The organism is Sneathiella sp. (assembly GCF_047631475.1).
Classification (GTDB): domain Bacteria; phylum Pseudomonadota; class Alphaproteobacteria; order Sneathiellales; family Sneathiellaceae; genus Sneathiella.
This window is the reverse complement of record NZ_JBLHZT010000027.1, coordinates 1-22,530: the sequence shown is the minus strand read 5'-3', so window position 1 is coordinate 22,530 and position 22,530 is coordinate 1. Positions and strand designations below refer to the sequence as shown.

Sequence of the window (22,530 nt, the reverse complement as noted above, 5' to 3'; positions counted from 1 at the left end):
AATGTTTGAACTAATCGTTCTTTTGCTGGATGCAACGTTTCGTGTCGCTACCCCGCTTATTCTTGCCGCGTTGGCCGGTATGTTTTCCGAACGGTCGGGCATTGTGGATATTGGACTGGAAGGGAAAATGCTGGGCGCGGCTTTCGCCGCCGCTGCCGTTGCAGCCGTTACCAATTCCGCATGGGTTGGATTGGGCGCGGGTATCCTGACATCACTCACCCTGTCTTCATTACATGCCTATGCCTGTGTGACCCATAAAGGTAATCAGGTGGTGTCCGGCATGGCGATCAACATCGTTGTTGCTGGCCTGACACCAACCCTTGGTTTTGCATGGTTTAAACTGGGCGGCCGAACACCATCGCTCAACGGTGATGCCCGGTTCAGCAGTCTCACCCTGCCCTTTGCAGAAGCTGTGAGAGATATTCCTGTTGTAGGATACATCTACGCAGAGCTGATTTCTGGTCACAATATCATCGTCTATATTGCCGCCGCCGCTGTGCCATTAGTCGCCTATGTGTTATACCGCACCCGGTTCGGCCTGCGTGTTCGTGCTGTCGGCGAGAACCCGCACGCGGTGGATACCGCTGGCATTAATGTTGACATCATGCGTTATAAAGCCTTGGCCGTGACAGGTTTACTTTGCGGGTTTGCCGGTTCTTATTTATCAACCGCCCATGGGGCTGGATTTATCCGGGACATGACAGCTGGCAAAGGATATCTTGCGCTGGCGGCCCTGATTTTTGGCAAATGGAAACCCGTACCCACCATGTTGGCCTGCCTGCTATTTGCCTTTACAGATGCGTTGCAAGCCCGTCTTCAGGGTGTTGATCTACCAATTATTGGCGTTATCCCGGTTCAATTTATCCAGGCACTGCCATATATCCTTACTGTACTGCTCCTTGCTGGATTTGTTGGCAAAGCGCATCCGCCGAAAGCAATTGGCGAACCATATATCAAGGAACGATAATGGGACTTAATCCATATAATGCGGCTGATTTCATTCAGGAAACAGCCCCGGGCTTTCGGCCCCGTGTCGGCATCATTCTTGGTTCCGGACTTGGGGGTCTGGCCGATCGAATTGATGTTGTTACCAGCATTGAATTTAAAGACATTCCGGACTTTCCGCAGTCTTCTGTAGAAGGTCATGCCGGTCGGCTTATTCTCGGACGACTGGGCGGTATGCCTATCGTTTGCATGCAAGGCCGCATCCATTTATATGAAGGCATTGATCCACAAGATCTGGCTGTGCCGGTCCGCGTCCTAAAATTATTGGGCATTGAAATCCTTTTGGTGACCAATGCGGCGGGAAGCTTTCACAAAGATGTGGGTCCCGGTCGGTTAATGTTGATTACAGATCATATTAACATGACGGCTAGAAATCCACTTGTAGGCGACAATGACGATCGGTTTGGGCCACGTTTCTTTTCCATGGAAGATGCCTATGATCCAACGCTGCGGGATCATTTCAAAGCCATCGCAAAAGAAATGAAAATCGACCTCGCAGAAGGTGTTTATCTTCATTATCTGGGCCCGAATTTTGAAACACCTGCTGAAATCAATGCGTTTAGAATTCTTGGCGCAGACGCTGTCGGCATGTCGACGACACCGGAAGTTCTGGTAGCGCGACACTGTGGACTAAAGGTCGCCGCTATTTCTAACATTACCAATCTGGTTGCCGGCCTGAGTGAAACAAAACTCAGCCACGAACAAACGCTGGAATGCGCGAAACTTGCGGCTGCGGATCTTGAACAACTTATTATCATCTTTTTGGAGACCCTTAAGCGGGAACTCCTGAAAACACATATTAAGGAGGATGACAATGGCAACAGTTAGCCAGCTTAACCATCCAGCCCACACGCATGCCCGTAATCCCGGACTGCCGTTCAATAAAGATGCGGTTGAAGATGTTTTTGTCAATCTTAGCGCCGTTGAACGCCGTTCCAGCACGCTTGGCGGGCGGCGATCTGTTAAAAAAGACTATCAGGCCGCCTGGTTGCTAAAAGCAATATCCTGCATCGACCTTACAACGTTAAGCGGCGATGATACGCCGGGCCGCGTAAAACGCCTTTGCGCCAAAGCCCGCCAACCTGTTAGACCCGATCTACTACAAGCACTTGGCATGGCCGACAAAGGCCTGACCACGGGGGCAATTTGTGTCTACCATACAATGGTGGAAACGGCTGTGCAGGCACTGGAAGGAACGAACATTCCCGTCGCGGCCGTATCAACCGGCTTTCCCGCCGGTCTCAGTCCGTTTGAATTGCGTGTGAAAGAAATTGAAGCCTCGGTTGCGGCAGGGGCAAAAGAGATCGATATTGTTATTACCCGCGGACATGTTCTAACTGGAAACTGGCAAGCATTGTACGAAGAGGTAAACGCCTTTCGTATTGCCTGCAAGGATGCCCATTTAAAAGTAATTCTGGGAACAGGCGAGCTTGTTACTCTCCGAAATGTTGCTAAGGCCAGCATGCTGTCAATGATGGCGGGCGCTGATTTCATTAAAACATCGACTGGTAAAGAAGGGGTCAATGCGACCTTGCCTGTCAGCCTTGTCATGATCCGGGCCATTCGGGAATATCAGGAAATGACCGGGTTCAAAATCGGTTACAAACCAGCCGGAGGTATCAGCGCGGCAAAAGACATCTTGGGCTATCAGTTCATGATGAAGGAAGAACTCGGCAATGACTGGCTGCAACCGGACCTTTTCCGCATTGGCGCCTCCAGCTTACTCGGAGACATCGAGCGTCAATTAGAACATTTTGTAACCGGTAGATATTCTGCCGATTTCCGCCACCCGATGGGTTGAGGACAAAAAGATGAGCATAGCAGAGATATTTGATAGCATGGAATATGGTCCAGCCCCTGAAAGCGACGCGAACGCCCGGCAATGGCTTCAACACCATGAAGGCACATTTGACCTTTTTATCAACGGCTCCTGGACAAAAGGAACAGCAAACACCCGCTTTGCCTCTATCAATCCGGCAAATGGTGAAACGCTGGCTCAGATAACACAGGCAAGTGCTGAAGATGTCGAAGCGGCCGTATCAGCCGCCCGAAAAGCACAGGGGAAGTGGGAAAAATTAGGCGGATATGGACGGGCCCGCCATCTTTATGCCCTCGCCCGTATTCTTCAGCGCAACGCCCGGTTGCTTGCGGTTCTGGAAAGTCTGGACAATGGAAAACCGGTACGTGAGACCCGGGATATTGATATACCGTTGGTCGCCCGTCACTTTTATCACCATGCTGGCTGGGCACAGTTGCAGGAAAGCCAGTTCCCCAATCATGAAGCCATGGGTGTTATCGGTCAGATCATACCGTGGAATTTTCCATTGCTTATGCTGGCCTGGAAAATTGCCCCTGCAATCGCGGCTGGAAATACCGTTGTCCTGAAGCCAGCCGAGTTCACCTCGCTCACAGCCCTTTGCTTTGCTGAACTTTGTAAACAGGCCGGTCTTCCTGATGGGGTTGTCAATATTGTGACCGGGGATGGACGCACGGGCGAGCAGATTGTTGGCCACCCGGACATCAACAAGATAGCGTTTACCGGCTCGACTGAAGTAGGACGCCGGATCAGGGAAGCGACAGCCGGCACAGGCAAACACTTAACGCTGGAGTTAGGCGGCAAGTCCCCGTTTATCGTTTTTGACGATGCTGACATTGATAGCGCCGTTGAGGGCGTGGTCGATGCCATTTGGTTCAATCAGGGACAAGTCTGCTGTGCAGGTTCGCGCTTGTTGGTCCAGGAAGGCATTGCTGAAAAGTTCTACCGCAAATTACGCGCCCGAATGGAAAATCTCCGGCTTGGGGATCCTTTGGATAAATGCATCGATATGGGGGCCATTGTCGCACCGGTTCAGTTGCAGACAATTGAGGCGCTTGTGAAAAAAGGGTGCGATGAAGGCGCCGACATGTGGCAGCCCAGCTGGACTGTGCCAAAAGACGGCTGCTTTTATCCACCGACTTTATTTACCAATGTTGCCCCCGCGACAACCATTGCCCAAGAAGAAATCTTTGGACCCGTTGTTGTTGCAATGACGTTTCGCACTCCGGGCGAAGCTGTTCAACTGGCCAACAATACCCGATATGGTCTTGCGGCCTCGGTTTGGAGTGAAAACATCAATTTGGCGCTGGATATCGCCCCAAAGCTGGATTGTGGTGTGGTCTGGGTTAATAGCACCAATCAATTTGATGCTGCTTGTGGCTTCGGCGGCAATCGAGAATCCGGCTATGGCCGTGAAGGCGGCATTGAAGGTATGCAGGAAGTATTGAAACCAAAATTCCTTTCCAAACTGCAAGCCTACAAAGAGACCCCTTCGCAGAAACAGTCCGGCAAATCAGCGTTAGCCCCTGTCTCAACGGTAGACCGAACCGCGAAGATGTATATTGGTGGCAAGCAGTCCCGGCCCGACAGTGGCTACAGCCTTCCTGTGTTCTCTGCAAAAGGGGATTTCATTGCCGAGATTGGAGAAGGAAACCGAAAAGATATTCGGAACGCGGTTGAAGCGGCCAGAAAAGCAACGGCCTGGACCAATACGACTGCGCATAACCGCGCGCAGGTTTTGTATTATTTGGCTGAAAATCTGGATATCAGGCGTCAGGAATTTGCGGATCGCCTCTCACAGATGACCGGCGCGTCAGCCAAGGATGCCCAGAACGAGGTCGCCGTCGCCGTTCGGCGTTTATTCACATATGGCGCCTGGGCAGATAAATATGAAAGCCGGGTTCATAATCCGCCCATGCGCGGCGTTACGCTTGCAATGAAAGAGGCAATTGGTACCATTGGCGTCATATGTCCAGATGAAAACCCGCTTCTGGGTATGATTTCACTGGCAGCACCGGCAATTGCCATGGGGAACCGGGTTATTGTCGTCCCCTCTGAAATGCATTCTTTAAGCGCAACGGATTTTTATCAAGTACTGGAAACATCGGATGTTCCGGCGGGCGTCTTCAATATTGTCACGGGCCGAAAATCTGATCTGGTTAAACCCTTGGCCTCGCATGATGATGTGAAGTCCCTCTGGTATGTTGGATCGGCTGAAGGATGTGCTCTTGTAGAGAAATCTTCTTGTGGCAACATGAAGCGGACATGGACCAATCATGGCCTCAAGCGGGACTGGTTTGTCCCGGAACAGGCAGAGGGTGAAGAGTTTTTGCAGCATGCCACTCAGATTAAAAATATCTGGATCCCGTACGGAGAATAATCATCATGACCGCTGATTTTTTCCCGCAAGAGATTATCCGCAAAAAAAGAGATGGGGCAGCGCTTAGCAAGGCTGAAATCGATTTCATGGTCCGTGGCATTACGGACAATTCTGTAACAGAAGGACAGATTTCAGCATTTGCGATGGCCGTCTATTTTCAGGATATGACGATGCAGGAACGGATTTGGCTGACGCAGGCAATGGTCCATTCCGGGGACGTGATGAACTGGACAGACGCCGATCTGGGCCGTCCTGTTGTGGACAAACATTCAACTGGTGGCGTTGGTGATAAAGTAAGCCTGATGCTGGCCGCTATTGTTGCCGCCTGCGGCGGAGCGGTCCCAATGATCTCGGGCCGGGGATTGGGGCATACAGGAGGCACACTGGATAAACTGGACAGTATTGAAGGATACAACACAGCCCCGGATCCAATGCTCCTGACCAAAGTAGTAAAAAATATCGGATGCGCGATCATTGGGCAGACCGCGGACCTCGCCCCTGCAGACAAGCGCTTCTATGCCATTCGGGACGTTACCGCAACCGTCGAAAGCATCTCGTTGATTACCGCCTCCATCCTGTCCAAGAAACTGGCGGCTGGTCTGGATGCCCTTGTCATGGATGTGAAGTTCGGTTCTGGTGCCTTTAAGCAAAAGATTGAAGATGCCGAAGAGCTTGCGCGCAGTATTGTAACTGTATCCAATGGTGCAGGGGTTCCAACAACGGCTCTTTTGACCGATATGAATGAAGTCCTTGGTACGACAGCTGGAAACGCCGTTGAAGTACGTGAAACCATTGATTACCTCATGGGGGGGAAAGTCGATGAGCGGCTCAACACGGTTGTTATTGCGCTGTGTGCAGAGATGCTGGTGCTGGCGGGTATCGCGGATAAGACCACAGCACCGCTTGCTGTAAAAGGAGCCCTGTCCAGTGGAACCGCCGCTGAAAAATTCGCCCAAATGGTGGCTGCCCTTGGGGGCCCAACAGATTTGATGACCAATCCCGACAAACATCTTCCGCTCGCACCAATCCGTCGAGATGTTATCGCACCCAAGCGGGGCTTTATCAAAACGCTCGATACCCGCGAAATGGGTGTTTCTGTTATGGATCTCGGCGGCGGACGTCATGCCGCAAGTGATCCTATTGATTATGGCGTTGGACTGATCAACATTAAGGGAATTGGCGCAAAGGTTGGACCACGCAATCCTGTCGCAACGATTATTGCCCGCACGGAAGATCAGGCTGACCGCGCTGAAAAACGGATTTTAGCCGCCCTCACCATCGCTGGCGAGGCACCTACCAAAACGCCTATTGTTCTGAAACGCGTTACAGGAGAACAATCATGAGCCGGGCCTTGTTACTTGTCTTGGATAGTTTTGGGTTAGGCGCTGCCCGTGATGCAGCCGATTTTGGGGATACAGGGGCTGATACCTTTGGCCATATTCTGGATGCCTCTCTCACAGGAAAAGCCGATAACGAAAACCGCTCAGGCCCTTTACGCCTCCCTAACCTTGAAGCATTGGGTCTATACAAAGCCCATAGCCTGCACACAGGAAAAGGCCCGATACGCGAGAGCAACTATACTGGCCTTTACGGCTATGCACAGGAAATGAGTAAGGGGAAGGACACGCCATCTGGCCACTGGGAAATGACAGGGGTCCCCGTCATGTTTGACTGGGGTTACTTCCCCAAGGAAATCCCCTGTTTCCCTGAAACACTGACTAATGCGCTGATCAAGAAATGTCATTTACCGGGCATTCTTGGCAATTGTCATGCTTCAGGCACTGATATTATCACGCGCCTCGGGGACGAACATGTCGAAAGCGGAAAGCCGATTTTTTACACTTCCGCCGATAGTGTCCTGCAAATTGCTGCACATGAACAAAGTTTCGGCTTGCAACGCCTATATGACCTGTGCGCCGAAGCACGTATACTCGTCGATGACCTGGAGATCGGGCGTGTCATTGCCAGGCCGTTTGTCGGATCTACAGGGGCCTATACCCGAACAGGCAACCGAAAAGACCTTGCCGTCCCCCCACCAGAACCCACGTTGCTGGACGCCCTGAATAGAGACGGTAAACCCGTTATTTCCATTGGTAAAATTGGCGATATATTTGCCCATCAGGGAACCGGAACCGAAATCAAGGCAAATGGAAATATGGCGCTGTTTGATGCCACACTTGCGGCGTTGAAAAAAGCAGAAGACGGCAGCTTCATTTTTACAAACTTTGTGGATTTTGACCAATCCTATGGCCACCGACGAGACATCGCGGGATATGCCCATGCGCTAGAAGAGTTTGATCGGCGCCTGCCTGAGCTTTTTAGTGTTTTGGAAGACGATGACCTTGTTCTAATGACGGCCGATCATGGATGCGATCCCACTTGGCCGGGCTCGGATCATACCCGTGAGGTTGTTCCTGTTCTGGGCTATGGTAAGAATATTCCAGCGCAGTTCATAGGGGAAAGAGACACCTTTGCCGATATCGGCCAGACAATCGCCTCGCATCTGGGGATTACACCACTGAACAAGGGATCATCCTTCTTGTCATGAAAACAGTAAAAAAAGCGGAACTGCACGTTCATCTGGAAGGGACAACCACCCCGGCCCTTGTAAAAAAACTTGCAGCCAATAATGGGGCTGAGCTGGATCCGTCCACTTTCAAGTCTGACGGAGAATTTTCCTGGTCGGATTTTTGGGATTTTCTCCGCTGTTATGACAAAGCCGCGGCCGCTATTCAAAGCAAGGACGACTATCGTGCGGTTACCTATGATTATCTCAAACGCTGCGCGCTAGAAAATACAATATATGTGGAAACCTTTTCCTCTCCTGACCATGCGGCCGATGCTGGTATCAGTTACACAGATCATTTAGAGGGCATTGCCGCAGGCATTGACGATGCCCGGCGTGATTTTGGCATCGAAGGACGGATTATTGTCACGTGCGTCCGTCATCTGGGTCCTGAAAAGGCTAACTCTGTTGCCCAGAAATTTGTAGAATACCCTCATCCCTATGTGGTTGGTTTTGGCATGGGGGGTGATGAAGCGCAGTACCACCCAAAAGACTTTGCTCCTGCTTTTTACAAGGCGCATGATGCCGGTTACAAGACGACAAATCATGCGGGTGAATTCGGAGATTGCCAAAGCATCAGGGACACCCTCACCCATCTTCCCGTCAGTCGGATTGGCCACGGTGTGCGAGCTATCGAAGATCCAAATCTGGTCTCTGAACTCGCCGAAAGACAAATCCCTTTGGAACTCTGCCCCGGAAGTAATATCGCAACCGGCCTTTATGATGGATACGAACAGCATCCTTTCGATCAACTAAAACAAGCGGGTTGTGTCGTCACACTGAACTCCGACGATCCCCCTTTCTTTGCCACATCCATCGGCAAAGAATATGAAAGGGTCGCCGCGGTGAACGGGTATGATGAGCAGATCATGCGGCAGATCACCATTAACAGCCTGAAATCGGCCTTTTGTGATGACGCCCTGAAAGAAAAACTGATCGCGGCAGTTTAGGTTTATTGGTTTTTATCGACAGTAATTTCGACCTTTGTTTTGGACGCATTAAAACGTTTCAAAACTTCCTTAGTGATGTCCATCCCATCATTAAAGAAAATGACATTGTTTCGATCGAAGCCGATATTCATGCCTTTTTCAGCAGCAACATTAGCCGCCAGCTTGACAATAACACCTCGAAGCTGGCCCCGCATCCGATTGAGGACATCATTCACTTTAGCATTGGAAATCTGCGCCTCGCGCTGAAGACCCAACTGGTCTTTCTGGATTTCGCGAGCCTTGGCCTGGAAAACATCCGGTGCAAGAATTGTCTGCTGCCGCTTCAATTCATCGGCGCGGACTTTAAGTTGTTCTTTTTTTACATCAATTTCTTTTTGAACATCATCAACCCGGGCTTTCATTTCCTTTTCAGCATTTTTCCAAGTCTCAGAACTGTTCAGGATAAATGTAACATCCACAATCGCTGCTTTTGCTTGCGGAATAGTCGTTTGTGCCAAAACATCTGAAACGATCAAGCCACTGCCAAATACAGAAAAAGTAACAGCCAGACTAACAGCAGCTACACGGCTTTTGAAAAATTGAATCACTAATCAGCTCCGATATTTTGAAAACAGGGTGCCCTAGACACCGATATGTGCAGACCATAACAAAAGGCAGCAGGGAACTGCAACTATTGTTACGGGATAAAAACAGGCAAATCTGTCAATATTATGCGGATTTCCACTCACTTACATAATCAGTCAACGAAAGATCCGGCATCGGCGGGACCGTTTTCGCCGTCCCAAGATACAAAAACCCGACAATCATATCGTCACCAACAGCGCCCAATCGACTGCGCACATGTTCATCGAAACATGGAGAGCCTGACCGCCATATCCCTGCATATCCCATAGCATGGGCCGCGATCATTATATTCTGGGCGGCAGCTCCGGCGGATATGATTTGTTCGACGGCAGGAACCTTGGGATGCTCCTGCACTTTCGCAATGACAGCAATCACCAATGGCGCACGTAGTGGTTTCTTGGCTTCTTTTTCAATGGCTGCCGGTGTTGCTTCAGGGTTGCTTTTTTTCAGCGCCTCGACAAAAATCTGCCCAAGCTCATGCCGCATTTCATCTTTGAAATAAATAAACCTCCAAGGACGAATGCAGCCATGATCCGGTGCCCTTACCGCCGCCTGAAAAAGTGTCTGCAATGCTGCATCATCCGGTGCAGGCTCAACCAGCTTTGCCGCAGATTTTCGAGTAAGCAACGCATCAATAGCATTCATCGCAAAGATTTCCCTAATCCGGTTAACGTTAAAGATGCAACCTAAACCGGGTGATCCCAACGAGCAATAAAAACCCGTTATTCTTTTGGACTGGCCCTGTACGTCCTGTCACAAGATTCTTGAAAACCATCTTCATAACGCAAGACGCTGACAAACAAAAAAGCATCATCTTTATTCAGATTGTTCCAGATCAATTCATCCTCTAAAAATATAGGCTAGTACTAAGGTAACAGCTAAATACTAACAAGACGAGGCATACCATGTCCTTCAAAACCATCTTATTGCATTTGACCAATGATGAGAAACTGGAAGCGTCTATTTCCGTCGCCTTGAATCTGGCAGCTGAAAATTCTGCTCATATTGTCGGTCTTTACACAATTGCACCTGTAACCCCTCCCACCTCGTTCATGGGATATATCCCACCTGAATTCATTGAACGCACACGAGGAATTGAAACAGAAAACGCAAAACAGGCGTGCGAACGACTAACGGCAAAAGCAACGGCCGCCGGTGTGGAGTTTTCCTGCGTTCAGGAAGAAGGCTATGCGCCTGATGTTATTCAGAAGCATGCGCTTACTGCCGACCTTGTCATCTTGGGCCAAATCGACCCAAGCAATGAAAAATCTGCACAATATCAAAACCTCGCAGATGAACTTGTTGTTGGATGCCCCTGTCCGGTTCTGACCGTGCCATACGCTGGCAACTTTGAGAAATTTGGGTCTCATATTCTGGTCGGGTGGAACAACACGCGTGAAGCATCGAAAGCTCTGCGCGGCGCACTTCCCTTTATTAAAAAGGCCACGAAGGTAACACTTCTGAATGTAAATCCAACATCAGATCAAAGTGTTGGAAATGACGCTGCGAAAAAATTTCTGGAACGTCATGGTGCCACCGTTCAGGTGAAAATCGGACACTGGCCAGATGTAGGGGTTGGCAATGCGCTGCTGGATGCACTAGTCGACTATGAGGCAGATATGCTTGTAATGGGCGCGTATGGCCATAGCCGGTTAAGAGAAATGATCCTTGGGGGAGCGACTCAGGAAATTCTCGGACATATGACCGCACCGGTATTGTTCGCACACTAATCGAAGGCATTAGCCTTCGGCTTTGAAAGGGGGCGTCCTGTTCTCTCCACTCCATCCATCACGAAGACAGGATGTCCCCTTTTAAAATTTCACGCCATTGCCCGGGCTCCAGATTCTCTAGCGACAAATCTCCAATGGCAATGCGGATAAGCCGCAGCGTGGGCAAGCCCACCGCGGCTGTCATCCGGCGAACCTGCCGGTTTTTCCCCTCAGTCAGGGTAAGCTTCAACCACGTGGTCGGTATATTTTTTCTCTCCCGGATCGGTGGGTTCCGTTCCCCTATCAAGGGTTGCGGTTCCGGCCTTTCGACAAGACATTCTTTTGTTTTATAGCCTTTGATGACAGGGCCCTTCCGCAGCGCATTCAAATCCTGATCCGAGGGATCTCCTTCTACCTGCACCAGATAAGTCCGTGGATGTGCAAATTTCGGGTCCAGCAGTTTGTTTATGAAGGGGCCGTCATCGCTTAGAATTAGAAGTCCTTCACTGTCCCGATCCAGTCGCCCGGCCGCATACACCCCCTTGGGTAGCCCAAATCCTTCCAGAGACGGGTGGCCTCCCTCGCTCGTAAACTGACTTAAAACACCGAAAGGTTTATGAAAGGAAATGTAGGTATATTTAGATTTAGGAATGAAGGACAATTTTGAACCTTATGGCTAATAGGACACAATGGACAGATTTCTGCCTTAATTAAGGTGAGTTAGAAACAATTTTGTTAACATTCTCTCGATACTTTAATAAACAGAAGACATTGGTTTTACCGCGTTTTCACAAATGAAACAGTATAAAAACCTGCCAGTATGTTTTGTAAAATGATCGTATCAATATTCTGAATTAGATTGAACCGTGGAGCAATAAAACCAGATGAACGAGATTTTAAATGCAAAAATCCTGTTTATCGGAAACAAGGATGGAGATGCACAGCAAATAGGCTGGCTATTGGCAAATATCTCCAAACCTTCCATGGATCTGATGCATGTGCCTGATGCGCACGCTTTTATTAATCAACAAAGCGCCGCAGGTGCCGATGTCATCCTGCTGGATCAAGACAGTACTGGCGATACGGCTTTTGAAACCCTCAAAGACCTAAGAAGAAACATCCCGTCGGTTCCGGTTGTCATTTTAACAGATGATGAAGAAAACACGGGTCAGGAGGCTATTCGAAGTGGCGCTCAGGATTATGTTATCCGAAGCCAGTTAACCAGTAGCAGCATGGCCCGCAGCCTGATTAGCGCGATTGTGCGACATCAAGGTCAAAGCAACGCACCTGCGACAACGCCTCTGTTGGAATCGGCGACGGCTGTACTTAACAAGCTCCCTTTGGGCGTCATTCTGATGACCGAAAGCTCTCAGGTTCTTTTCTTCAATGATAAAGCAAAAAAATATCTGGAGAAAAAGGACGGCCTAATACTGGATTCAGAGCAGAAATGCCGGGCAACCGTAGCCAGTGAAAACAAAAAGCTGGCAGAGCTTCTGACAAACACACTTTCACCGGAAACCAATGGAAAGGGGGAACTGGATTTCGCCCTGACAATCACCCGTGAAGAAAGTGATACACCGCTTACCGTTATGCTGGCCCCGATCGGAACCGGAATAGCCGGTAAAGGAGCCGTTCTTTTTGTCTCAGACCCTGCAGAACCTGTGGAACTCTCTATCGATACAATTTGCCGTCTTTATGCTTTAACACCCGCCGAGGGTAGGCTGGCTCTGGGTCTGACAAATGGCAGCAAGCTGGATGATCTGGCTGAGGAATGGGGCGTTAGCATGCATACTGTGCGTTCTCAATTACGGCAGATTTTCCGAAAGACCGATACCAGTCGCCAAAGTGAACTGGTTAAGCTCATCCTGACAGGCCCTGCTGCACTTCAAGCATCCCCGGCAATTTTATAGAAAACACCCGTAAGCAGGCGGCCCGGTATGGACTAAATCCATATAAATCCGCTGAATGATCTATCCGAAGAGGCCAACCTTCGCGCAAGCCAACTGGCTATAGCGCAGACGGCCCCCCTATAGATGCAGACCTGCCGCGACTGGGGAAAACGGACTAAGCGCCACCATCCCCACCGCGGCACTTGTGACAACACTTGCAAGGTTAGAAATGATGCGGCGACAAGCCAGGTTTCTTAATCACCGGGCTGTTCTTCTGCTTCCGGATCTGGAAGGGTATTCGAGAAATGCTGCCATTTTTCGCGGCCCCCGCCATTTTCAAGGAAATTAATGAGTGCACTAATGGGCTTGCGATCGTATTTCTTGTCCGCTTCTTCCAAAAGAATGCTGACCGCTTTATTAAAATCAAACGCGTCTCGGTAGGCCCTCGGACTAACCATACCGACAAAGGCGTTTGCGACGGCAACAATCCGTGCAGCTTCATTGATAGCGGTTTCCTTCAACCCACGAGGATGGCCGGTGCCATCCCAATGCTCCTGCAATTGACGGAGGGTTTCTGCAATAGGAAGATCAAATTTCACATTTTCAAGCAAATCGGCACTGGAAACGAGGCTTTCTCTGATGACGCGCAGCTCATCTTCCGTTAATCGTTCCGTCTTGGTTAGAATTTTGGACGGCACCAGAATCTTACCCAGGTTCATCAAATTACCGGAAATATCGACGGTTCGGATGACCCGTTCTGACGCGTTTAACTCTTCGGCAATAGCAACAGCTACTTCCGCGACCCAGACCGACTGATGAGCGGAATATGGATCCCGCTTATCAACAAAGGCCACCAATGCAGACACAAGACTGCGCAATACGTTTTCCCGGCGCTCCCGCTCGGTCACGACTTCAGTAATGTCCTGAAACACAGCGAGCATGTTTTGCACATCATTTTGTTCTGTTCTAAGCGGAATAATATCAGATTTAACAATGCGATCCCCGTGCTGGGGATCCGGCAAACTCATAACCGCAGACTGAACCGCGTTATCCTGCCGGGCAAAATGAAGCATATCCAAAAGCTTTTTTGACGACTCAGGGTTCATAACGCTGGATAGTTTCCGGCCCAGAATTTCATCTTGAAGCAATTCTACATTGTCTGCTGCCAATTTATTGGCAAATGCATATCGATCGCCCTGATCAAACACGGCTATTGCTGTTGGTTGCTGATCCGTAACCACCTTCAAAAATTCAGTACGCTCACGAAGTTCCTCGGCAACCTTTTTGTATTTCTCCGCAAGTTCCGCCGCTCTCAGCGACGTGCCGTGGCGCCAAACGGCCACAACGGTTCCGGTAATTCCCAGGATCAACAACAGAAAAACTCCGAGCATCGCGTTCCGCCGCTCCCGCGTCTCGGAAAGTGCTTCGATTGTCGTAACACTCCGCACCAGAAACCACGGCGCCCCCGAAATAGCCCGCCCGGTCACAAGGACTTCATCTCCCAGATAGTTTGACTTAATTGCAAACAGACCAGGGTTCCTAGCCGCAAAGGCCGCTGCCAGCTTATCATCAGAGCTTACTCTGCGCTTAAGGGCAGGCGTTCCGTCTGCCAGCGGGGAGATATATTCGGTCAACGCCCCTCGTTCGCGGACGAGAATTGTTTCCGCTGTTTTCTGAACTTCACCCGGTTGAAGAAGAAGAGGGAACAGAGATTTTCGGACCGTTCTAAGACCAACGACAAATCCGATCACCTTGTTCGGATCTCCCGCTGACTGGACGGCAAAGATCGGATAAACAAACCCCATTGTCGGCTCGCCGTCCAGACCTTCATATAAATCAATGACAGCCGCACGTCCTTGATCTGCTTCAGCAATGGCCGCACGGATCGATGGGTTCATCGGCGGCATATTCCCACTGGAAACCAGAAGCGTTCCAGTGCGGTCTGTCAACGCAATCCCTGCCCGTCCCGGGCGCGCAACATTAGCATTAATCTGAGGCTCCTCAGGCTCCCAAAATCCACTGATGACCGCATGGTTGTTCAGTAGGTTTATCAGATATCCAGCTTCCGGCACCTCTGTAACCTTAAGACCGTTTTCTTCCGTATCAAGAACCAGTTGAGTGAGATACACTTGCAGCGAAGCATTTTCAGAAAGACTATTGATCGCTGATTTTTGTTCTGCCAGCCACCCTTCAACCGCTGCTACACGGCTATCAGCGACGATTCCCAACCGGATCTCCCAGTTTTGAATATCCCGATCATGCTGTTTACCAACAAAACTGATCGTGCCCCAAACACCGAGCGCAACCACGAGAGCAAGACTTATTGCACCCAACCATACCATGCGATAGGTCCGCTTGTTTTCATAAGTCTCTTCTTGAATGTCTGACATACAATTATCCCGCGATTTTTCACAAAATATGCCTGCAATGAGTTTACGAAACGTAAACCATACTTGCAAAATGGTGAGATAACGAAAAATTCATCGCACCCTTTCCGTTATCGTTAATAATTTTTAACGATATCATTGCGTATATTAGGTGATAACAAAGCAAAATGAATAGATTTATTAGTAGGCTCATGAACAGATACACTAAATTGCCGAGGCGATTGCTGATGACCTGCACATTTGCGTGCAGTTTGATGATGGTACCTCACATACCATCTGCTCAGGCTGTCGGTATTTTTGGTTTTAAAGAATATGCTCATTATGATCTGAAACCGTTTCCTAAATGGAAAAATGTTTTGGATACTTATAAAGATACTCCAGGCGACTGCGATAATGGTCAGCTAAACGCCTGCGCTTATGCCAAATGGGAAGAACTTGTCGAAGAATTAAAGGGCAAGCCGAAAAAGTATCAATTGGAACGAGTTAATACCTACATCAACCTCCACAGATATATCCTGGATCCTATCAACTGGGGGGTTAAAGACTATTGGGAAATCCCCAAAGAGTTTTTTGCCCGGTTCGGCGATTGCGAAGACTATGCCATCGTCAAATATTTCACGCTGCGTTCCTTGGGCTGGAAAGCCGAAGACATGAAGATCGTGGTGCTGCAGGACCTGAACCTTAGAATCGCCCATGCGGTGTTAGCAGTTCAATTCGACAAAAAAGAAGTCGTGCTTGATAATCAGATCGGACTGGTTATTGATGCAAAAAGAATAAGGCATTACCGACCCATCTATTCGGTAAATGAACAAGGCTGGTGGCGATACAAACCTTAAGGTCTGAGGACAACATTTAGCATAAAAAAGGCCGCGTCTGGATGTTTCAGACGCGGCCTTTTTAATGGTATTCCTAAAAGATTAGCTGTCGCCGTTTGGCAATGCATCTTCAAGAAGTGTAACACCCAGTGTGCTGTTCAAACGACCCATGGACGCCAGCAACCGGTATTTGGCAAATAGAACTGCATATTCGACAGTTGCCAAAGATGTTCTTGAGTTGAACAGTTCATTATCCGAATCGAGCATATCAAGAAGGTCACGCTGTCCGATCTGGAATTCCTGACGGTATGTTGCAGCAACCTGACCGTTTGCAACAACCTGATCACTCAGAGCAGCTGCCCGAGCCTGTGACCGTGCAAGAGCACTCCAGCCCTGACGAATTTCTTCTTCAACAAGACGCTCGAAACGCATCTGACGCTGTTTTGATTCTGAATTACGTTCAACAGCTTCCCGTTGACGACCCAGATCAATACCACCGCGATACAGGTTGTACCGAAGACGAACCATTGCAGTGAAATCTTCGTTATGCCCTTCAACACCATCAAGGTTGTTGTCAGCGGACGCATCAAGTTCGAGATTTACAGTAGGGTAGAAGTTCGCTTCTGCAGCTGTAATTTCAGCAGTAGACGTCCGAACATCTGCTTTCGCAAAACGAATGTCTGGATTGCTTTCCATTGCGATTGCAATAATGTCTTCCAGATTTTCAGGAAGGGCACCATCGTTAAATGTTGGCAATTCCAGATTTAGCGGAGCTTCACCAACCAGGCGGCGGTATGCGATTTCAGACGTATCGAGCTGACGCAGAGTTTCGACAAGAACAGCTTCCGCAGCGGAGACCCGCGCTTCTGTTTGTTGCGTATCACCAACGCCGCTTTGTCCAGCTTCAACGCGGTCCTGAATTTCGCGAAGTGTCCGTTTGTGGATTTCGAGATTTTCTGTTGCCAGATTAACAACCTCTAGGTTCCGCAAAACATCAAGATATGCCTGCACAACGTCCAGGCCAATCGCTTCAGAGCGTTCGCGAACCCGATAAGCCGCGCCGTCGATCCGATGCTCCTGACGTTCAACTTCCGCAGCGCGCGCGCCGCCGTCAAACAATGTCTGGGAAATTGACAGGCTGCTTTCTGTGCGGCCAAGCCATTCTTCGTTAATGGACGTTGTATTCGTCCATTCCTGTCCACCGCCAATGGCAATATCAACAGTTGGATAATAAAGGCCTTCAGCCTGTTTCAGCTCTTGTCCGATTGCCCGGCGGTTTGCAGCCGCTTCAGCGATTTCCGGATAATTGCTTACTGTGGATTGCACGGCTTCTGCAAGCGTGCCCGCCATAGCTGACGTTGAAAATAGCGCGCTACCAAAGATGGCTGCGACGACCGCTTTCGAAATCACAGTCCGAGTTGTGCTCGTGACTTCCATTGATTTCATACCCCTCTCCCAAATCTTGTTCAAATTCGTCAAACTCTAAATCGAGTACCCCTACTACCAATAGTTGGCTGGGATACCCGCTTGTTCCAGTACTGTCAAACATGGAGATGAGCAGACTGGGTTTAAATTTGTCCTAATGTACTCAAAGCGCTTGCATACAAACAACTGCATTATGGCAGGATCTAAAAATAATCCTCGAAAACCCAACGTTTGTGTCTTATTTGCAACGAATATTTCGCTTCAGTAATGATGCATCCACACAATCTAGGGCGATTCACAGAATCAATTCCACACAACATGTCATTTGGCACCCTCGCTAACACGCTCCTGTCATTGCAAGAATCAGGATTTACCGTGCTCTTCGCCAGCCTGTCGCCTTCGAACGACGCCCTTTAAGAATCTTTTTTCTGTTTGGTATTGTTGCAGAGAGTCTTCACTGAGCGCACTCTCAAATTTTATGGTTAACGGATATGTCTTATTTTATTGCGTCTTGTCCCAAAGTGACACCAACATGCAGGAAAATAACGGTTTAGTGGTGATGGGGAGGTCCCGATTTATTCGATTTTAATGGAAAAGAAGCGGGATTAAAGCGGGCATTAACAGCTTTTTCATCAAATAGCCGTTCAATGTCACGACATTAGGTAAAATTTTAGGCGTTGTTATTCGATAATTTGACCGAAAAAACAACATGGGGGATGCCGCTTTACCGGGGTAGATCAGGAAGAAAACGCATCTTTCGATACACGGTCAGGTCGTATTACTAGGATTTGCGAAAAGGGACAGGGGAAAAGGTATTTGATTCTTGATAATGGCTTTCAGCACATGTCACATCGATCAAATATCTGTTTCAACTTTGGAAACAGAAAACTATGACAGATAACAGTTCGACATCCGGTTTTGCCGCAGGCACTAAAGAGCAGACCGCAAACCAACAAGAACCCGCAGCGACAGAAACCGCCGCAGGTTTAGAAACAGAAGATTGGGATATACGGCTATCTGATATTTCCAGGGCTGATTTGGATCCTCTATTAGGGTGTCTGGTTGCCCTAACCAAGATTTTTGAAGATCCTCGAACCCCGGATGCCTTGATATATGGTCTTCCGCTAGAGGAAAACCGGCTGACGCCTCAGCTGTTCATGCGTGCCGCCGGCCGGGTAGGCATCAGCGCCAGAATGACCAATCGTAAACTCAACAAGATCCCGTCGGTCGTTCTACCGTCGGTTTTGTTATTGAAGGATCGCAGGGCCTGCATCCTGCTAGAAACAAACGGCAAGTCAGCAACTGTGGTTTTCCCGGAATCGGGAGAAGGATCGCAAACCATTTCAATGGATGATCTCGACGCCCAATATGCCGGATACGCGATTTTCCTAAGGCCGAAATTCAAATTCCGCGTGGAACGGGACGAAACGCTATATGCTCGCAAGGGGTCCTGGTTCTGGGGAACCATGTGGCAATTCTGGCCAACCTATCTTCAAGTGATGATCGCAGCGATGCTGATCAACAGTTTTGCCATCGCAAGCCCGCTTTTTATTATGAACGTGTATGATCGCGTGGTCCCGAACAAAGCGGTAGAAACACTTTGGGTCCTTGCTTTTGGTGTAATTACCGTTATCGGCTTTGACCTTGTGCTGAAATCCCTTAGATCCTATTTTGTCGATAACGCGGGGAAAAGGGCTGATGTTCTGTTGTCCAGCCGCATTTTTGAGCAGGTTCTCAATATTCAGGTTAAAGCCCGCCCCGCCTCTGCTGGTGCCTTTGCAAACCATTTGCGTGAATTTGAAACCCTGCGGGACTTTTTCGCATCAGCAACTGTAACCGCGTTGGTGGATCTACCGTTCCTTGGGATATTCCTGTTCATCATCTACCTGATTGGTGGTCCGATTGTGATCGTTCCGGCCATCGCCATACCGGCCGTAATTTTGATCGGGTTGTTTCTACAATGGCCCATGCGCCGGGCTGTCGCCCAGAATACCGAAGAAAGCTCCCAGAAACATGGCGTAATCATCGAAACCATTTCAGCATTGGATACGGTCAAGAGCCTGGGTGTTGAAGGGCATATGCAAAAAGAATGGGAACGCTTCGTCGGACAAACGGCGGAAACAAGCGTCAATTCCCGCTTCTTTGCAGGACTGGGGATAAACCTGTCTGCCGCGGCCATGCAGTTGGTGACCGTCGCCGTTGTTATTTACGGCGTTACTGAAATGACCAAACCGGACTCGACCATGACTGTTGGTGCATTGATTGCTTCCACCATTCTTACGGGCCGGACAATGGCACCGCTCGGACAGATTGCCGCCCTGCTAACCCGCCTTAATCAGGCGATTGTTGCACTAAAAGGCCTGAACCAGATCATGAACCTGCCGGTGGAACGCTCCTCTGAAAAAAGACAGTTGAGCAGGCCACATATTTCCGGTGATGTAGAGTTCAAGGATGTTACTTTCAAATATCCTGGAACAGACCTGCCTGCGCTGTCGGATGTCTCGTTCAAGATCAAGGCTGGCGAAAAAGTAGCGATCATCGGTCCCGTCGGATCAGGCAAGACAACGGTTTCCCGCTTGCTGATTAATCTTTACGAACCGGATGAAGGCGCCGTTCTGGTGGATGGAACAGACATTCGCCAGATTGATCCTTCCGATATTCGCAAGTCCATTGGAAGTGTTATGCAGGATGTCACGCTTTTCCATGGAACCGTTCGCCATAACATAACAATGGGACACCCTCAGGCGGATGACGAGATGATCCTCAACGCTGCCAAACTGGCCGGTGTCCATGACTTTATCAGTCGCCATCCGCATGGATATGACCTTCATGTAGGGGAAAAAGGCGCGACCCTGTCCGGCGGACAAAGACAATCGCTGGGCATCGCACGTGCCTTGCTTCCCAATCCACCCGTCTTGATGTTCGATGAACCGACCAGTTCCATGGACTTGAACTCTGAACGCCGCTTCATCAATCGATTGAAAGAGTATGCAGAAGACAAAACCCTGATTCTGGTAACTCATCGCACGTCACTATTTTCACTTGTCGATCGGATCATCGTTCTGGGCAATGGCAAGGTCGTTGCCGATGGCCCTCGCGATGAAGTGCTGAAGGTTGGGCAACGCCCAGGCCGTAAACCTGCACAAAAAGCTAGCTGAACCGAAGACAAACTGAGTGAATGAAAGACAAATAGGCAAAAAAATGTCCGACAAAATTCAATGGAGTGATACCGATTTTACCTCAGATGTTGTGTCAGCAAAGATGCAGGGCCCAAACCCTAAATCCTTTCTGCTTCTGTTTGGTGTAATCGCGTTCTTTGTAGCCGCTTATATCTGGGCGGATAATGCAATTCTGGACGAAGTGACCCGCGGTGATGGAAAGGTTATTCCATCAAGTCAGGTACAGGTTATTCAAAATCTTGAAGGTGGTATCCTGAAAGAACTGTTGGTACGTGAAGGCGAAGTTGTCGAGAAGGGACAAATTCTCCTGCGGATCGATGATACTGGCTTTGCCGCTCGGTTTGGTGAAATTGAATCCAATTACATGAATCTGATGGGGCGGGTAACCCGTCTTAGGGCTGAAGCCAACGGCACAGCACTTGAGTTCCCTCCGGAACTGCTGGCTGAAGCGCCCGAAATCTCTGTTCGTGAACAAAATCTTTTCAATGCTCGTCAGGCTGAATTGCAATCTCAGATTTCTATTCTGCGCCAACAGGCCCAACAGCGGAAACAGGAGATTGCTGAAATCAATGGGCGGCTTGCACAGCTTCGTTCCAGTATAGCATTGGTTAATGAAGAACTGGCCATTACCGAGCCGCTGGCGGTAAAAGGAATTGTGCCAAAGGTACAGCTTTTGCAGTTGAAACGACAGGTCAATGATCTGAAGGGACAGATTTCGGCCTCGACATTAGCGCTCCCCAGAGCAAAAGGGGCAGTAAAGGAAGCCAATCAAAGGATTGAAGAGAAAATTCTGAACTTCAGAAGTCTTGCTTCCCAAGAGTTGAGTGTCGCGCGCGGTGAGTTTGAAGGCGTTCGCCAAACCATTCTGGCAGCCAAAGATCGGGTTACCCGAACAGATGTCCGCTCCCCCTTGAAAGGGGAGGTCAAAGAGCTCAAAATCCAGACCGTCGGAGGGGTTGTTCGTCCCGGTCAGGATATTGTCGAGATTGTCCCTATCGAAGACAACCTGCTTGTGGAAGCCCGCATCAGACCTTCTGACATCGCTTTCCTGCGTCCTGGTCAGAAAGCGACGGTAAAAATCACGGCATATGATTTTTCGATTTATGGAGGGCTGCCCGCTGAACTTGAACGGATTAGTCCAGATACCATTGTTGACGAAAAGTCAGGAGAGACCTTCTATAAAATCATCGTCCGCACCAAAGAAAATTCTTTGAAACGAGGCGAAGAAATATACCCTATCAAACCGGGTATGGTCGCAACCGTAGATACCCTGACAGGTCACAAATCAGTCTTGGATTACATTCTGAAACCAATTCTGAAAACCAAAAACACCGCGCTGAGAGAACGCTAATGATCAGGAAATCATTCATCTCAACGCTTGCTGTTGCTGGTCTGATATCGATCGCGACGGGCAATGCCCGTGCTGTTGCGGAAACGGACCTTGGCTTATTCGGAACGATTGAGATCGCCTCCGATGACCTGACATCATTACCGCAATGGAAGAGAGTCATTTCCAGCTTTAAGGAGTTGGATAAACAGGCCGCCTTATGCGACCGGGACATCCAGAAATGCAAATCGCAACAAATGACCTTATGGCGTGCAAAGATTCAGGAATTAGAGCTGGAGACAGCCAACGCCAAGGTCCGGCAAATAAACAGCTTCATCAATAAATGGCGCATGGCCACCGATGAAGAAACCTACAAACGTTCGGATCACTGGGCGGAACCGCTGGAATTTATTGTCAATGGCGGCGATTCCGAAGACTTTGCGATCATGAAATATATC

17 protein-coding genes and 1 pseudogene are annotated in these 22,530 nt (G+C 49.3%); 13 read left to right on the top strand and 5 right to left on the bottom strand.

Annotation, left to right across the window (positions count from 1 at the left end; all coding sequences use genetic code 11):
- Position 1 precedes the first annotated feature (1 nt).
- From ACJAYR_RS11885 to add, 7 genes are read left to right on the top strand one after another with little or no spacing between them, the layout of a single operon-like run.
- Positions 2-967, top strand: coding sequence for an ABC transporter permease (locus ACJAYR_RS11885; RefSeq protein ID WP_415236829.1), 966 nt, complete (start codon positions 2-4; stop codon positions 965-967).
- On the top strand, positions 967-1,833 hold the full coding sequence (locus tag ACJAYR_RS11880; RefSeq protein ID WP_415236795.1) for a purine-nucleoside phosphorylase: 867 nt from the start codon (positions 967-969) through the stop codon (positions 1,831-1,833). The genes ACJAYR_RS11885 and ACJAYR_RS11880 overlap by 1 nt, the downstream gene beginning before the upstream one ends.
- Positions 1,814-2,806, top strand: coding sequence for a deoxyribose-phosphate aldolase (deoC, locus tag ACJAYR_RS11875; protein WP_415236794.1), 993 nt, complete (start codon positions 1,814-1,816; stop codon positions 2,804-2,806). The genes ACJAYR_RS11880 and deoC overlap by 20 nt, the downstream gene beginning before the upstream one ends.
- Positions 2,807-2,816: 10 nt before the next feature.
- Positions 2,817-5,201, top strand: a complete 2,385-nt coding sequence (locus ACJAYR_RS11870) for an aldehyde dehydrogenase family protein (RefSeq protein ID WP_415236793.1) — start codon at positions 2,817-2,819, stop codon at positions 5,199-5,201.
- 5 nt (positions 5,202-5,206) lie between these two features.
- Positions 5,207-6,544, top strand: coding sequence for a thymidine phosphorylase (gene deoA, locus ACJAYR_RS11865; RefSeq protein ID WP_415236792.1), 1,338 nt, complete (start codon positions 5,207-5,209; stop codon positions 6,542-6,544).
- Positions 6,538-7,749, top strand: a complete 1,212-nt coding sequence (locus ACJAYR_RS11860; protein ID WP_415236828.1) for a phosphopentomutase — start codon at positions 6,538-6,540, stop codon at positions 7,747-7,749. The genes deoA and ACJAYR_RS11860 overlap by 7 nt, the downstream gene beginning before the upstream one ends.
- Positions 7,746-8,717, top strand: coding sequence for an adenosine deaminase (gene add, locus ACJAYR_RS11855; protein WP_415236791.1), 972 nt, complete (start codon positions 7,746-7,748; stop codon positions 8,715-8,717). The genes ACJAYR_RS11860 and add overlap by 4 nt, the downstream gene beginning before the upstream one ends.
- 2 nt (positions 8,718-8,719) lie before the next feature.
- Here the strand turns inward: add and ACJAYR_RS11850 are convergent, their stop codons facing one another.
- Both ACJAYR_RS11850 and ACJAYR_RS11845 read right to left on the bottom strand, forming a co-directional pair.
- Positions 8,720-9,304: an OmpH family outer membrane protein gene (locus ACJAYR_RS11850; protein WP_415236790.1), complete on the bottom strand. Its 585-nt coding sequence runs from the start codon at positions 9,302-9,304 to the stop codon at positions 8,720-8,722.
- A 121-nt stretch (positions 9,305-9,425) separates the two neighbouring features.
- On the bottom strand, positions 9,426-9,986 hold the full coding sequence (locus ACJAYR_RS11845) for a nitroreductase (RefSeq protein ID WP_415236789.1): 561 nt from the start codon (positions 9,984-9,986) through the stop codon (positions 9,426-9,428).
- A gap of 260 nt (positions 9,987-10,246) precedes the next feature.
- Here ACJAYR_RS11845 and ACJAYR_RS11840 point away from each other — a divergent pair, with 260 nt between their 5' ends.
- The gene (locus tag ACJAYR_RS11840) at positions 10,247-11,071 is read left to right on the top strand and encodes a universal stress protein (protein ID WP_415236788.1); all 825 of its coding nucleotides are present in this window, start codon (positions 10,247-10,249) and stop codon (positions 11,069-11,071) included.
- A gap of 58 nt (positions 11,072-11,129) precedes the next feature.
- On the opposite strand, the gene ACJAYR_RS11835 is transcribed toward ACJAYR_RS11840, so the two are convergent.
- A complete protein-coding gene (locus ACJAYR_RS11835; protein ID WP_415236787.1) occupies positions 11,130-11,711 on the bottom strand; it encodes a pseudouridine synthase in 582 nt (193 codons plus the stop codon).
- 223 nt (positions 11,712-11,934) lie between these two features.
- Between ACJAYR_RS11835 and ACJAYR_RS11830 the strand changes: the two genes are divergently transcribed.
- On the top strand, positions 11,935-12,960 hold the full coding sequence (locus ACJAYR_RS11830; protein WP_415236786.1) for a response regulator: 1,026 nt from the start codon (positions 11,935-11,937) through the stop codon (positions 12,958-12,960).
- A 233-nt stretch (positions 12,961-13,193) separates the two neighbouring features.
- On the opposite strand, the gene ACJAYR_RS11825 is transcribed toward ACJAYR_RS11830, so the two are convergent.
- The gene (locus tag ACJAYR_RS11825) at positions 13,194-15,329 is read right to left on the bottom strand and encodes an HD domain-containing phosphohydrolase (RefSeq protein ID WP_415236785.1); all 2,136 of its coding nucleotides are present in this window, start codon (positions 15,327-15,329) and stop codon (positions 13,194-13,196) included.
- 164 nt (positions 15,330-15,493) lie between these two features.
- Between ACJAYR_RS11825 and ACJAYR_RS11820 the strand changes: the two genes are divergently transcribed.
- Positions 15,494-16,162 (top strand): transglutaminase-like cysteine peptidase, encoded by a 669-nt coding sequence (locus tag ACJAYR_RS11820; RefSeq protein ID WP_415236784.1) that lies wholly within the window; start codon positions 15,494-15,496, stop codon positions 16,160-16,162.
- A gap of 81 nt (positions 16,163-16,243) precedes the next feature.
- On the opposite strand, the gene ACJAYR_RS11815 is transcribed toward ACJAYR_RS11820, so the two are convergent.
- A complete protein-coding gene (locus ACJAYR_RS11815) occupies positions 16,244-17,587 on the bottom strand; it encodes a TolC family outer membrane protein (protein ID WP_415236783.1) in 1,344 nt (447 codons plus the stop codon).
- A gap of 869 nt (positions 17,588-18,456) precedes the next feature.
- Between ACJAYR_RS11815 and ACJAYR_RS11810 the strand changes: the two genes are divergently transcribed.
- The 3 genes and pseudogenes from ACJAYR_RS11810 to ACJAYR_RS11800 form a co-directional block, all read left to right on the top strand.
- Positions 18,457-20,724: a type I secretion system permease/ATPase gene (locus ACJAYR_RS11810; protein WP_415236782.1), complete on the top strand. Its 2,268-nt coding sequence runs from the start codon at positions 18,457-18,459 to the stop codon at positions 20,722-20,724.
- Between the two features lie 43 nt (positions 20,725-20,767).
- Entirely contained in the window at positions 20,768-22,096 is a 1,329-nt protein-coding gene (locus tag ACJAYR_RS11805; RefSeq protein WP_169543096.1) for an HlyD family type I secretion periplasmic adaptor subunit, read from the top strand.
- A pseudogene (locus ACJAYR_RS11800) lies at positions 22,096-22,530 on the top strand (hypothetical protein); the annotation flags it as partial. The gene ACJAYR_RS11805 and the pseudogene ACJAYR_RS11800, both read left to right, overlap by 1 nt.

Coding starts and splice junctions, on each gene's coding strand:
- ACJAYR_RS11885 (WP_415236829.1), top strand. CDS start 2: ATGTTTGAACTAATCGTTCTTTTGCTGGATGCAACGTTTCGTGTCGCT.
- ACJAYR_RS11880 (WP_415236795.1), top strand. CDS start 967: ATGGGACTTAATCCATATAATGCGGCTGATTTCATTCAGGAAACAGCC.
- deoC (WP_415236794.1), top strand. CDS start 1,814: ATGACAATGGCAACAGTTAGCCAGCTTAACCATCCAGCCCACACGCAT.
- ACJAYR_RS11870 (WP_415236793.1), top strand. CDS start 2,817: ATGAGCATAGCAGAGATATTTGATAGCATGGAATATGGTCCAGCCCCT.
- deoA (WP_415236792.1), top strand. CDS start 5,207: ATGACCGCTGATTTTTTCCCGCAAGAGATTATCCGCAAAAAAAGAGAT.
- add (WP_415236791.1), top strand. CDS start 7,746: ATGAAAACAGTAAAAAAAGCGGAACTGCACGTTCATCTGGAAGGGACA.
- ACJAYR_RS11845 (WP_415236789.1), bottom strand. CDS start 9,986: ATGAATGCTATTGATGCGTTGCTTACTCGAAAATCTGCGGCAAAGCTG.
- ACJAYR_RS11840 (WP_415236788.1), top strand. CDS start 10,247: ATGTCCTTCAAAACCATCTTATTGCATTTGACCAATGATGAGAAACTG.
- ACJAYR_RS11830 (WP_415236786.1), top strand. CDS start 11,935: ATGAACGAGATTTTAAATGCAAAAATCCTGTTTATCGGAAACAAGGAT.
- ACJAYR_RS11825 (WP_415236785.1), bottom strand. CDS start 15,329: ATGTCAGACATTCAAGAAGAGACTTATGAAAACAAGCGGACCTATCGC.
- ACJAYR_RS11820 (WP_415236784.1), top strand. CDS start 15,494: ATGAATAGATTTATTAGTAGGCTCATGAACAGATACACTAAATTGCCG.
- ACJAYR_RS11815 (WP_415236783.1), bottom strand. CDS start 17,587: ATGAAATCAATGGAAGTCACGAGCACAACTCGGACTGTGATTTCGAAA.
- ACJAYR_RS11810 (WP_415236782.1), top strand. CDS start 18,457: ATGACAGATAACAGTTCGACATCCGGTTTTGCCGCAGGCACTAAAGAG.
- ACJAYR_RS11805 (WP_169543096.1), top strand. CDS start 20,768: ATGTCCGACAAAATTCAATGGAGTGATACCGATTTTACCTCAGATGTT.